General features: G+C 59.9%; 7 protein-coding genes and 1 pseudogene. 6 read left to right on the forward strand and 2 right to left on the reverse strand.

Going from position 1 to position 13395, the window contains the following annotated elements; translation table 11 throughout:
* The first annotated feature begins 260 nt into the window (after window positions 1–260).
* The 4 genes from GGD66_RS21405 (at window position 261) to GGD66_RS21420 (ending at window position 3692) form a co-directional block, all read left to right on the forward strand.
* Window positions 261–1259: an ABC transporter substrate-binding protein gene (locus GGD66_RS21405; protein WP_183258909.1), complete on the forward strand. Its 999-nt coding sequence runs from the start codon at window positions 261–263 to the stop codon at window positions 1257–1259.
* Window positions 1256–2035: an ABC transporter permease gene (locus tag GGD66_RS21410; protein ID WP_245323115.1), complete on the forward strand. Its 780-nt coding sequence runs from the start codon at window positions 1256–1258 to the stop codon at window positions 2033–2035. The genes GGD66_RS21405 and GGD66_RS21410 overlap by 4 nt, the downstream gene beginning before the upstream one ends.
* Window positions 2023–2898 (forward strand): ABC transporter ATP-binding protein, encoded by an 876-nt coding sequence (locus GGD66_RS21415; RefSeq protein ID WP_104462102.1) that lies wholly within the window; start codon window positions 2023–2025, stop codon window positions 2896–2898. The genes GGD66_RS21410 and GGD66_RS21415 overlap by 13 nt, the downstream gene beginning before the upstream one ends.
* Window positions 2899–3002: 104 nt before the next feature.
* A complete protein-coding gene (locus GGD66_RS21420; protein ID WP_246788941.1) occupies window positions 3003–3692 on the forward strand; it encodes a Crp/Fnr family transcriptional regulator in 690 nt (229 codons plus the stop codon).
* Window positions 3693–3789: 97 nt separating this feature from the next.
* Here the strand turns inward: GGD66_RS21420 and atzF are convergent, their stop codons facing one another.
* Both atzF and GGD66_RS21430 read right to left on the reverse strand, forming a co-directional pair.
* The gene (gene atzF / locus GGD66_RS21425) at window positions 3790–5235 is read right to left on the reverse strand and encodes an allophanate hydrolase (protein WP_246788942.1); all 1446 of its coding nucleotides are present in this window, start codon (window positions 5233–5235) and stop codon (window positions 3790–3792) included.
* 402 nt (window positions 5236–5637) lie between these two features.
* Window positions 5638–11514, reverse strand: coding sequence for an AAA family ATPase (locus GGD66_RS21430; RefSeq protein WP_183258943.1), 5877 nt, complete (start codon window positions 11512–11514; stop codon window positions 5638–5640).
* A 424-nt stretch (window positions 11515–11938) separates the two neighbouring features.
* Between GGD66_RS21430 and GGD66_RS21435 the strand changes: the two are divergent.
* Window positions 11939–12058: pseudogene (locus GGD66_RS21435) on the forward strand (branched-chain amino acid ABC transporter substrate-binding protein); the annotation flags it as partial.
* 603 nt (window positions 12059–12661) lie between these two features.
* On the forward strand, window positions 12662–13395 hold a 734-nt coding region (locus tag GGD66_RS21440; protein WP_183258911.1), incomplete at its 3' end, for an AraC family transcriptional regulator.

The following is a 13395-nucleotide window of genomic DNA, read 5'->3' on the forward strand; positions in this document are numbered from 1 at the left end:
GAACACGGGTCCCACCAGGCGCCTTCTCCGCATCTCGGGAGGCGGCTCCGGGCCCGAACAGATCAGCCTCAGCCACGATGCGCCCAAGGTGTGGGCAGCGTGATGAATTTATTGTCCTGGCACAGTCGGGAGTTGGCCTACTTGCGGGAAAATTGGACAGCGTCGAGCCTTGTCGATTAATTGCTTCACGGTCTCCCGTCTTCAGACGACCCTGTCGTCACGGTCGATCACTCCGATCGCCGGCATCACAGAGGTTTGGCATGCGATCAACAACCGCTCTTCGCTTTGCCGCGTTTGTCCTATCTGCGTCCTTCCTGTTTGCGACGCCCGAGTGCGCGACAGCCGAAGAATTGCTGAAGGCGCGGCTCGCCCAGAATCTCGGGCCGATCTCGGGACTGGCGATCGTCGCGAATGCGAAAGGCATTTTTGCGAAGCAGGGGCTCGACATCTCGGTCTCCAATTTCACCAGCGGGAAGCAGTGCCTCGATACGGTGCTTGGGGGAGGGGCGGATATCGCGACAACCGCCGAGGCGCCGGTCACGGCGGCCGCGATGGCGCAACAGCCCATCGCCTTCGTGGCGGGGATGGAATATTCGGATCTTAAGACCATGACCGCGGCTTCTGCCGGCATCAAGACGAAGGCTGATTTGCGTGGAAAGCGAATTGCCTTTACGGCTGGAACCGGCAGCGAAGTTTACACGTCGGTTCTGTTGAAAGCGGCGGGCCTGACGTCGAAGGACGTGACACTCGTCAACCTGCGACCTCAGGAAATGCTTCCCGCCATGGCGGCCGGGAGCATCGATGCGTTCGATACCTGGGAGCCGCACGTCGCGAATGCGAAGAAGGCTCTTGGCGAAGGCGCGACCCCACTTGAGACCAAAGGTATCTACTCGGAGACCTTCAACATTGTCGTTACGCAATCTTACCTCGCGGCCAATCCGGCGATCGTCACTAAGTTCCTGGCGTCCCTCATCGAAGCCGAGGGCTGGCTCAAGGCGCATCCGGATGAAGCGATCGACGTCATCGCCGCAGCGACCGGGATGAAACGCGACGAGTTGGCTGCGATCTGGCCGGACTATGTTTACCGTGTGCGCCTCGACGACAAGCTTCTCGCGACTCTGAAAACCCATGCCACCTGGCGGCTCGAGACCGGCAATCATCCCCCTGGAGCGACTATGCCCGATTTCTCGAAAGTCTTGGTGACGGCGCCGCTCAAGGCGGTCGATCCAGCCCGCGTCACACTGGAGGCGCGCCCGTGAGCGTCGGCAGACGTAGCAGTGCGAGCGCGACTGCACGGCTGAGCGTACTGGTCGCCGTCCTCTCGGTGCCTATCTTCACAGGCGTGTGGGAGCTGGTTGCTCGCTCCGGCATTGTGAACACCGTGCTGTTTCCGCCGCCATCGACCGTCGCTGTCGCCATTCTCGAATGGATTCGCAGCGGACAATTCTTCGCCGACCTGATGGCGAGCCTCTCGCGCGTGGCCGCGGGATTTGCGATCGGGGCCGCGGGCGGGATCGTGCTCGGCGTCCTGACTGGCCGGTTCCAGCTGGTGTCCAGCCTGCTTTCACCCTTGTTCCACATCCTTCGCCCAATTCCTCCCATAGCTTTCGTGCCGATCGTCATCCTTTGGTTTGGCCTCTCGGAGACAGGCAAGCTTTTCCTGGTCGTTTGGGGCGTGTTCTTCACGGTATGGCTCGCGACCCACATAGGGGTGCAGAAAGTCGACCACGGCCTTATCCGTGCCGCCCAGATGCTCGGCACGCCGCAGCCGCAGATGCTGTGGGAGATCGTCCTTCTTGGCGCGCTGCCCTATATCACGGTCGGTCTTCGGACCGCGGTGAGCATCTCCTTCTACACACTGGTCGCCGCCGAGTTGGCGGGAGCGTTCGCCGGTATCGTTTATCGTATCGAAATTGCGCAACAGAATATGCAAACGGGTCAGGTCATGGGCGGGTTGGCGGCACTCGGCCTGCTCTCCTTCATCGCTGACCGTTCCTTTGCGACTCTTGCCGAACGTGCCGTGTGGTGGCGATGACCCCGAGCTTGCTTCGTCCGGACCAGCCGCTCAGGCTCGTGGATACGTACCCGCCATCCGCCCCGGCCCGTCAGGCGATCATCCGGGTCGAGGATTTGAGCATCGTCTTCGATGCGCCGAGCGGACAGGTCATCGCGGTCGACCGCGTATCCCTGGCGGTAGCCCAGGGAGAGTTCGTCTCGATCGTCGGTCCATCCGGCTGCGGCAAGTCCACGCTCCTGAATGCAATGGCCGGCCTCGAGCGGCCGTTCGAAGGCCAGGTGCTGATCGCCGGCGAAGCAATGCGCAAGCCACGGCCCGAGATTGGGATGGTCTTCCAGCAGCCACATCTGTTTCCGTGGAAATCGGTGCGCCGGAACATCGCGCATGGGCCCCGCGCCCTCGGCAAGCCGAAAGCGGAGGCGCTGCGGATTGCCGACGACCTCATCGAGATGATCGGACTGACCAGATTTGCGTCGGCATATCCGCACACGCTATCGGGAGGCATGCAGCAGCGGGTTGCGATTGCCCGTGCCCTCGCCAACCAGCCGCGCGTACTGTTGATGGACGAGCCGTTCGGAGCGCTGGATGCCCAGACCCGGGCGGTCATGCAGGACAATCTGCTCGAGCTCCGCGAGCGGATCAACGCAACCATCGTCTTCGTCACACACGACATCGATGAAGCGATCCTTCTCTCTGACCGTGTTCTGATCATGAGCGCGGGACCCGGCCGCATCCTCAAGGATCTTCAGGTAAGCCTGCCGCGACCGCGCTCCAGCGCCATCGTTGCGGAGGCTGCCTATCTCGCCCTCAAGCGGGATTGCCTTGACCTGATCCGCTCGGAAGGCCGCCGGGCTTTCGAGCAAATGGAAATCAGGATGTAAGCGCCTGACGACAGATCTGGCATGGCTCTTGAATGGTTTTCCCTTTCCAGCGACAAGGGAGCGAGCAGATGTCAGTAGCAAGTCTTAGGAATACGACAGGCATCATGCTGGCGGGATCGGATGCTCTGGTCGGGTCGCTGCCCGGCTTGTTGGATCCGTTGTGTGAGACTGACCGGCGTCGTGTCCTCGCCATCGGCCGTGAGGAGGTCCTGCCAGCAGACAAGCACGTCTGGCGTCAGGGCGATCTGCAGAACGGCATTTATCTGATCGAAGAAGGTCGCATTCGCAGCTACTACGCGGCTCCTTCCGGACGCGAGGTGACGCTGGCCTACTGGTTCGCCGGCAATTTCGTCGGCGGCCCGGATCTGTTCGGTACTGGTGCCCACGTATGGTCTTCGGTTGCAGTGGAACGGAGTCGGGTGACGTTCTTACCCGGCCCAGCCTTGCGCGCGCTGGCGCATCAATCAGCAAGTATCGCGGTCGCGCTGTTGGATGCGCTCGCCTTCAAGGCACGGTGCTACTCGGCCATGGCGCAAATGCTGGGGACCCGCTCGGTGACCGAGCGGTTGCATCGCCTGCTGGTTTTTCTCTCGAATATCTACGGCTCGCAGCAAGGCCGTGAGATCGTGATCGGGATCCGGTTCACACATGGTGATCTCGCCAATCTGATCGGCTCAACTCGCCAATGGGTGACAGTGCAGCTTTCCCGTATGCAGGCAAGGGGCGTCATCCGTTATTACCGGGGCCTGATTGTGATCCTCAATATGCGCGCTCTCGATCTCGAAGTCGTCTAAAGCATGATCCGGAAAAGTGTGCAGCGGTTTTCCGAAAAGATCATGCTTAAACAACAACCTAAGGCGCGATGACGATTCATCCTAATCGCATCGCGCGTTAGGACGCGGCCTTCGGATATACTTTTAGATCGAACAGCGCAGCCTTCCCATCGGGCAGCCATCGCTCGGCAAGGTCGAGAAGAGCATGGTCACGCCACGCAGGCGCTAGCAAAGTGATGCCCATCGGCATGCCGTTGCCGAGCGTTGCGTTGGGAACTGCCACCGCGCACAAGTCCACGAGATTGGCAAAATAGGAGTAGTAACCGAGGCGGCTGTTGAGCGTGACGGGATCTTCCATCATCTCCGAGATCGTGAAGGGGCGTGGCGCGGTAGGTACCACCAGGACATCGATCTCCTCGAAAATCGATTGGATCTGGCGTCGCAGCTTCAAAAGTCGATGTAGCGCGGCGAACGCATCTATTGCGGAAAACCGGGCCGCTGCGCCCAGCACGTTGCGGATGACGTCAAGCAGGTCTCCATGATCGACGTCCAGGAGCTTGCTGATCGCCGCATGACGTTCGGCAATCCAAGGCCCTGAAAAGAGCATTTCACCGGCTTCGGCGAAAGGCGCGAAGTCAATTTGCATGGCTTGGCCTCCCAGTCCCGAAAGTCTCGCGCAGGCCTGCCCGTACAGTTCATTGCATTCCGGCATGCCGAATGAATTCAGATGACCGACAGAGACCTGGCCGAATCGGAATTTGCGAGGTGATGGGGAGGACGAGGCAATCCGTTGGCGGCTAAAAGGATCGGTATCGTCGAATCCTTCGATCAACTCGAGCAGAAGTCGACCTTCGGCAATGGAATTGCAGAAGATCGAGGGACAGTCGAGCGTCGGACAGTTCGGCACGAGCCCCCGGGATGAGACGAGGCCGACGGTGGGCTTGATCCCGATGATCCCATTAAAGCCTGCGGGAATCCGGCCCGAGCCGCCGGTATCTGTGCCGAGAGCGAAGGCAACATGGCCGGATGCTACGGCCGCAGCCGAACCGGAACTCGAGCCGCCGGAGATATACAGATCGTTGGCCGCGCTGGAACAGGCGCCATAGGGGGAGCGGGTGCCGGACAGTCCGGTTGCGAACTGATCCAGGTTGGTCTTACCGAGACAGATCGCACCTGCGGCCGTCAAACTCTCGACGCATCTGGCCGATCGCGCAGCCACATACTCGAATGACGGACAGGCTGCTGTTGTTGGCATGTCCTCAACGTCAATATTGTCCTTGACGCCGAATGGCACGCCAAAAAGCGGCAGGACTTCACCCTTCTCCGCTCGCTGTACAAGGGCATCAGCCTCGGCCAGCGCTTCTTCTATGGGCCGCACATAGATCCAGCAGTTGCGGTGCCGGTCCCGTTCGATGCGCTCATAGACGGTTGTGATGATGGAGGATAGCTCGGCAGGCGAACGTAGAGGCCGACTCTGCGCGGATAAGATAGCTTGCGGCACGGAATAAAACTCCTGAGGGGCATGACCCATAAATATGAAGCCGCTGCCCAGCAGTGAAAGCAACTAAGCGCCTCTGCCGCACCGGCGGCACTCGAACCTGCAACCACACAGTTATGAGCGGCGGGGTATGGATCAGATTCGTTGATTTTCCTGCGCTTTTCATGGAATTCGACCACGTTCGCTGCACTTCCCTTGCGCATTCGCCAACGCACCAATTGCGTCAGGTCGAAAAGAAGCCCTATCGGATAGAATCGAAATCCGATTTCGTCACCATTCGACACTGCTCTTTCGTTTGCCGTTCCCCGATCATGGCGTCCGCGTGCAACATACGCGCTCAGCCCTGCTTGCGACCCTGATTACGGCCGGATTCATAACTTCACTCTCCGGACGCCGCCCTGCTGCGAGTGCTCGCCGCCTGGGGAAGTCGGACTCGTCCTATCGTGGAGAAGCACGGGCAGGCGATGATCAGGAAGAGTCTGCGGGATGGACCGGCACGGTGAAGTGAAAAGTCGCTCCGCGGGGCCGGTTAGGCGTCACCCACGAGCGCCCGGCATGAGCTTCGATAATCGAACGGCAGATGGACAATCCTACCCCGAGCCCGCTCGGCTTCGTCGTGTAAAAGGGGGTGAAGACGTGCTCGAGATTTTCCACTGCCAACCCCGGTCCCGAGTCCTGCACCTCGACAAGAACACGATCTGGGCCGGCCTCACCGGTGGTGATAAGCACCCTTCTCGCGTCGTCCGCCATGGTGCCCATTGCCTGGACTGCATTGACAATCAAATTAAGGACCACTTGCTGCAATTGGACACGATCGCCCTCCACAAGCGGTAAGCTGTCTGCAAGTTCCGTTTGTACCGAGACGCCGTTCTTCATCGCTTCGCTGCGGGTAAGCTCAATCACGTCCCGGATCGCTTCGTTAATATCCAAATTATCCTTCCGGGGCGGTGCTTTCTTGATGAGATCGCGAATTCGCTGGATGATGTCGCTGGCGAGCGCAGTATCGTTAATGACCCAGTCTAGTGATTGCCTGACCCTCTCGAGATCGGGTGGGTCTCTATCAAGGAACCGCGCGGCCGCACCAGCATTCATGGATGCCGCGGCGACCGGCTGGCTTACTTCGTGGGCGATCGAGGCCGTGAGTTCGCCCATGGTGGCGAGGCGGTTGGCATGCGCCAATTCCGTCTGCATCTCGCGCAGGGCCTCCGTGGCGAGCTTCTGTTCGGTGATGTGGCGTCCCACGCCGCGATAGCCGATGAATTGGCCGGACTTGTCGAAAACCGGCATCCCGGAGACGGAGACGTAGCGCTTGCGGCCGTCGGCCGTAGGGCGCGCGAGCTCGAAGTCACGGAACGGCAGGTGGGCATCGAGCGTCTCCCGATGCATGCGCCAAGCCTCCTCGTCGGGCTCCAAGTAGGGCACTTCCCAGCGCGTTTTACCAAGTTCAGAGCTCGATGTGGGGGCGTCAGCAACGGTTTCGGCGAACTCCTGGCGGATGAAGCGATGGTCCGCATCTGATTCCCAGTACACGTCGAAAGAGAACTGCACGAGAGTACGAAAACGCTCTTCGCTCTCCCGCAGAGCCTCTTCGGACCGCTTTCGCTCCGTCAGGTCGACGACAAAGGAGACACCTTGGTCCCGTTGGTCGTCGAACGCAGCCATTCCGATCAAGACCGGCACGCGGCTTCCGTCCTTACGGAAATACTCCTTCTCGAACGGCTGTACTCTCCCCATCTTCTTGAGTTCCGGGATCCACCATCGTTCGTGCCGGTCGAGCCATTCCGGCGGTGTCAGGGCAGTCCAGAGCAGGCGACCAGAGGCGAGATCCTCACGGTCATAGCCCACGATGCGCAGAAACGCGTCATTGGCCTCCAGAATGGGACCTTCAAGCTCCCAGATGATGATCCCAATGATGTTGGCGTCGACAAGGCGGCGGATCTTCGCTTCGCGTTCTCTGACATCGCGGTACAGAGCCGCATTTTCCAGCGCGATTGCCGCTTGTGAGGCGAGAAGTTTTAGAACAGCAAGTCTCGCGGGTGCGAAAACGTGGGGCGTCAGTGTATTCTCAAGGTAGAGCACCCCGATAAGCTTCCCATGGTGGATGAGAGGCAGGCAAAGAATGGAACGAGGCTTGCGCTGACTAAGGTAGGGGTCCGTAGCAAAAGGAGGTTGGCAGGCGGCATCCTCGAGAACAGCGCACTCTCTGGTCCGCATTACGTAATAGAGAACAGATTCCGGAACCAGAGCCTCGGTCACCGCTGCATCGCACAGTTCGACGGTCACTCTCTCGCCGGTTGTCGTGGCTTCCGCCTCGATGCGCGGCTCGTTGTTCTCGTGCGACAGGATCAACAGACCCCGTTCAGCGCCTGCTTGTTCAATGGCCGTGTGCATCAGCGTCTCGATGAGCTTTTCCAAGACCATCTCGCCTGATACCGCTTCAGACACCTTGATCACCGTAGTGAGGTCGAGATGCTCGACCGGCGCCCCGATGGTACTCATCGGGCCGGGCTCTGATCTCACCTCCTTGAGGTGCGGATGGATGTCCTCAAGTTGCCGCACCTTGCCGTCCGCCCCCCAACGAACATAGCAATCGCGCGCATTTTGCAGATAGATGCGAGCAAACTCTTCGAAGCCACGCGTGCCGTAAAAGCGGGCGGCCATTTCGTAAGCGAGTCCCTCGTGGTGGACGAAGCCGTTGCCGCGGGCGGAGCGGATGGCTTGTTCATAGAGACGCTCCGCGTCGAGCTCTCTGCCTTGGAGGCGGGCGATTTCTGCGCCGGCGAGGACAGCGCGACTCGCAAAACTCTCAGGGCAATTTTGCGCCCACAATTCGAGCTGCTGCTGGTGGACCGTCAGCGCTTCAAAGTGCCTTTGCTGTTCTTCGGGGGCGGCCAAATCCCAGCATGCAGCGTGGGCCAATGCTGCATAGAACTCGTATTCCGCCGTTTCGAATAGCTGAGGTGGTGACCACGGTAGGCTCCGAGCCCTGGCTGCGGCGGCAGCGGCCGACACATAGTCGCCGGCAAAGAAGCACGCTTGCAGCTTGCGTATCCAGTACCAGCTCTCAGGTAATGCGAGCGCCCGATCACCAGCCAAATGCCGCTCGAACCGAAGCTCGTCGGACTGGTTGTCGTGAAGAGCGCCGAACCGCCGCGTCAGGCCACGCAGCATCCGGATGAGCCCGAGTTGCGGCTTTATGATGTCGCCGATCAGCGCAAATTTTGCCTTCTCGGTCAATCGCAATCCGTGCTCGGCTTCGCGTTGTGCGTCTGCAAGCGGATCGCCCGCAGCAAGGAAATTTGTATTCAGGCTGGCGCAGCTGAAGGCAGCGAACGTGATATCGCCACTGTTGCTCGCCGCCTCAAATGCGCGTCGAAACGCGTCTCGCGCGTGCCGGAGGGGCTTTGTCCATGAAAGGACAAGGTTGCCATAGTTCAGGTAGGTCCTCGCTTGAACAAGCGAAAATCCGCGCCGCTCGACCAGCTCAGTGCCGATACGGCTCAATCGAAGCCCCGCCTCATAGTCGTCGAAGCGCGCGCCGGCAATGGCGCCGAACATGACGTAGGGAACGCAGGAAGCATCGCTGTTCCCCCACTCCAGGCTGAAATCCACCGCTTTGATGACCACCAGCGAGCGAAGGTTCGTATCGGTGAAGAATGCAGGCGGCATGAGGGCCGTCAAAAGATCCAACATGGCCAGTGCCAGCGGGTCGGTCATCAGCGGCAGATCCAACACCTCCTCGATGGCTTGGTCTCCGAGGCGAGATCGGACGCGCTCGTATTCCTGTCGGACGCGATCATTGCTCGGGTGGGCCAGCCATCGAATCCCGAGTTGCTCCAAACAGCTAAGACCGGCGCCCACAGCGCGGTCCGGCTTGCTTAGCGCCGTATACAAATCCACCAGCCGGCGTGCGACGACTGCAAGGTCGGTTGCACTCGAGATTCGCGTCGTCAGTTCCTGTAGGCGCTGTTCCGCCTCAACGACAGCGCCGGTCACGAACTCGCATTCGGCGCGATGCAACTCGAGCGAAAAAGCAAGCCGCTGGAAGCTCTCCCAACGGTCGTGCGGTAACAATGCCGCACCAGTTACGGCGTAATTGAGCGATGCCGCGTAGGCCGCCGACGCCCGCGCGCGCAGGCTGGCCGTCAGATTGAGCTCCGCAAGCTGTACACGTTCATCTCGCGAGGTAATCAAGGCCGCGCCGCGGTTGAGCTGATTGACGATTGCGAAGATCGCCTTCTCGCGCTTCTCCCCGAATGTCTGCGCCAGCAATTGCCGCCCGATTCGCAGATGGAGCGCCGCGCGTTGATACTCCGGGATCAGCGAATAGCAGGCTTCCTGTACGCGGTCGTGGACAAACCTGAAGGCGTCAGCCTGTTGCTCGATCAATTCCTGGCGGACCGCCTCCCAGAGCGCCGCATGAACCTGCTGCTCGGAGAGCCCGAGGACGACCGAGAGTGTCGTGGTTTCGGCGAAATTTCCGAGACAGGCCAACTCTCGCAGCGTGTTCTGTGTGTCAGCCGGCAGCTGTGCCAGCTTTGCGATCATCAAATCCACGACGTTGTCGGCGTGCCCCTTAGCGTGAATGCGATCCAGATCCCAGCACCAGCACCTCGCATCATGATCAAAGCGGACGAGGCCTTCTGCCGCAAGTACGTGGAGGAACTGATTCACGAAGAATGGATTGCCGGCCGTTTTGTCGTGGATCAAATGCGCGAGCGGCGCCGCATGCAGCAAATCGCAGCCTAGAGCATCAGAAATCAGGTGCGAAGTGTGTTCGCCGGCAAGCGGCGCGAGGATGATCTGTTGTAGGTTTGCGCCAGCGTTCTGTATGGCTTCAAGCCGACGCCGTAACGGATGGGCGGCGGTGACCTCGTTGTCCCGAAAGGACCCGATCAGCATCAGGTATTGCAGATCGGTCCGGGTCAACAGATCCTCAATGAGATCCAACGTAGCGGCGTCGACCCATTGAAGATCGTCGAGGAAAAGTACCAACGGATGCTCGGAACGTGCGAATACCCCTATGAAGCGCCGCAGTACGTGATGAAAGCGGTTTTGTGCCTGCGGTGGCGGGAGATCAGGAACGGGAGGCTGCTCTCCTATGATCAGCCGCAATTCAGGAATCAGGTTGGCAACAAGCTGGCCATTTGCGCCCAGCGCATTTTGAAAGGCTTGGCGCCAGTTCGCGAGTTCGACGTCATTCTTGCTTAGAAGAGACCTCGCGAGGCTCCGAAATGCCTCGACCAGCATCGAATACGGAATATCGCGTTTGTACTGATCGAACTTGCCCGATGCGAACAGTCCGTGCGACGGAACAAGCCGATGATGGAGCTCATTGACCACCGAGGACTTGCCCACGCCGGAATAGCCGCAAACCAGCACCAATTCCGGAGCGCCGCTCTTGAGCATGCGGTCGAACGCGCCCAGCAAGATTTCAATCTCGCGGTCTCTTCCATAGAGCTTTTCGGGGATCAGCAGTCGGTCGGGCGTGTCATATTGCCCGAGTGCAAAGTTTTCGATCCGACGTCCGGTTTCCCATTCATGCAGGCAGCGGCGTAGATCATGCTCAAGGCCCGGCGCGCTCTGATAACGTTCCTCGGCGGACTTGGCGAGCAGCTTGAGTACTACGGCCGAAATTGCAGTCGGTACAGTGCCCAGGCGCTCGTTGGGCGGTACGGGCTTTCGCGCGATATGGCAATGTACCCACTCCATCGAATGTGCCGCGGTGAACGGCAGCGAGCCAGTCAGCATTTGATAGAGCGTCACACCAAGCGAGTAGAGGTCGCTACGGAAATCGATCGAGCGGTTCATCCAGCCGGTCTGTTCGGGTGCCATGTAAGGCAGCGTGCCCACGATGAACTCGGGCGGCCCGGGCGTGCGTCGCTCGCGGACCAGGCGCGAAGCGATACCGAAGCCGGTGAACCGGATCCGTTCGTCGTCGCAGTTTACCAGTATATGCGCCGGTTTAACGTCCTTGTGAACGAGGCCGCGCTGATGCACCTTGTTCAAGGCGCTCGCGATCTCGATTGCTAGTCGCAAAAAGGGCTCGGTGTCCATGGGCGCACCAAGCAACTGCTCGAGCGGCTGGCCGCCAGGATACTCAAGCAGCAGAACAGGGAGACCACCGTCGTACTCCAGCCCGAGCGGCCGCATTGCCCACGCGCCATCCAGCTGGTCCTTCAGTTCGAACTCGTGAGCGAGCCGATCGAGGATGCCGGACGAAGCGTGCTTCGCCTTGGGAAGTACCGCCAATACAGCTCTGCAGGTGGTATCGGAATCCCGACACAAAGCCCGGCAAAAGATGCGGGCATCGTCCTCCCATAGCACTTGGAACCTGTTGTCCATGCGCGTCGAACCGAAAACGATGGGGTTCAACCGGAGCCCTCAAGTGACCCAATGCTGGGTGAGGAGGTGCTTTCCTAGGCTCTGAATCTGCCACAAACGCGCAGGTGTGCCCAGCCTAAGCTGGAGCTGCCAAAGCACCGCGAAGAAGCGGCGCGGATCGTCCGCAGACGTTTCTCGCAATCACTGGTTTATGCCCGCTCAGCGCTATCGGAAAGAGGTCTGGATCGCGCGGGGGCACGTCAGCCGCTGACATCACATCGCTTGTTGCATCTTCAATGCAACGTCGTGCCGAACTTCGCTTCGGTTTGACCGCGCAATGTTGCCAGACCGAAAATAGGCTCCAGTCAGTTGAGGTCGCCAGATGGATCTCACGGTGTCCGTCTGCGTAGGGGACTTAATGTCCATCTCGGGCGGCCAACCTCGCAAGGAGGTGTATCTGAACAACGGCCTGCCCACGACGAGCGCAACCGATCACAACGACTACGACGAGCGCTCGGCGTTTCTGATCAAGGTGGAAGCAGGGCGCTTCAGATTGACGAAGTAGCCTGGCAATCAGTCGATCGCATCCGGCGTCATCGGGTCGGCTCTGCTCCTTCCGCTTGTGCTCCTCCATCAACATGGCGACGACCGACGGCTGCGCGCGAGTTCGCGCGTATATACTGAGAGGTCAGAACGGGTAGAAACGTGTGCAATTTCGTCTAGTTTGGAGTGCACATTTTCGTGCTTCATCCCATTGAGCGATTAGGATAAATTATTGGAATCGCAGGACTATCGCTTTTCTGTTGCACCCAAGGGCCTCGGTTGTCGCAGCTCATTCCGAGGATTGAAGCGAGTGGTAACAGACAGCCCCAATCACCGGAATCCTTCCGCGCAATCGTGACCTGCTGTCCGTAACCGCCGTGCGTGCGCGAGACCGTACTTTCGAGAGCCGGTGTTGTGAGGCGCCGTTTCGTGGAGAGTGCGGACCCGGTTAGGGGGGCGCTGTATGCTGCACATCAAAAAAGTATCAGTTGCACATTGAAATCGTGGTGGCGGGCCCGGATACCGGTCGCTACGATCCCTAACGAGAGGAAGCGCTGAGCAAATTCAGCCGATAAGGGAACAGGGGCGGATCATCAAAAACCGCACCGGCCCGAAGGGAGCGGATATGGAACCGGACCTGGAAGTTGTCCAGATACGGCGCGGCGAATCGTTCAAGGCGTGGTCGCACGGCTACCCATTCCGCACGGTCCGTTGGCATTTCCACCCTGAATACGAGCTGCACCAGGTCGTGGCGACCAGCGGTCGGTATTTCGTCGGCGACTTCATTGGCGAGTTCGAGCCGGGCAATCTCGTTCTTACCGGCCCCAACCTGCCGCACAATTGGGTGAGCGATCTGCCGCCGGGGAGCACCATCCCGCTGCGCGGACGTATCCTCCAGTTCAGCGAAGAATTCATCGGCGACCTCACGAAGGTCATGCCCGAGCTCTCGGGCCTTGCTGCGCTGCTGGAATTCTCGCGGCGCGGCGCGCTCTTCACCCGCAGCACCAGCGACAAGATCGCTCCACTGATGGAGGAGATCGCGTCGGCGAACGGTGTGCGCCGGATCGAGCTGTTCCTGATGATCCTGGGAACGCTCTCCCGCGCCCGAAGCGCGCGTCCGCTCTCCAGCCCGAACTATTTGCCTGACCCCTCGGGATACATGTCCGCGGGGATGAACAAGGCGCTCGCCTTCATCCGGCAGAACCTGACGCAGCCTTTCGGTGAAGCTGAGCTAGCGGCGATCGCAGGCCAGTCGCAAAGCGCATTTTCGCGTTCCTTCCGCCGGCACACCGGCATGTCGCTGGTGCAATACGTCAAGCGGCTGCGCATCAATCTCGCCTGCCAGATCTTGATGAGCGA

The organism is Bradyrhizobium sp. CIR48 (assembly GCF_014198315.1).
GTDB lineage: Bacteria > Pseudomonadota > Alphaproteobacteria > Rhizobiales > Xanthobacteraceae > Bradyrhizobium.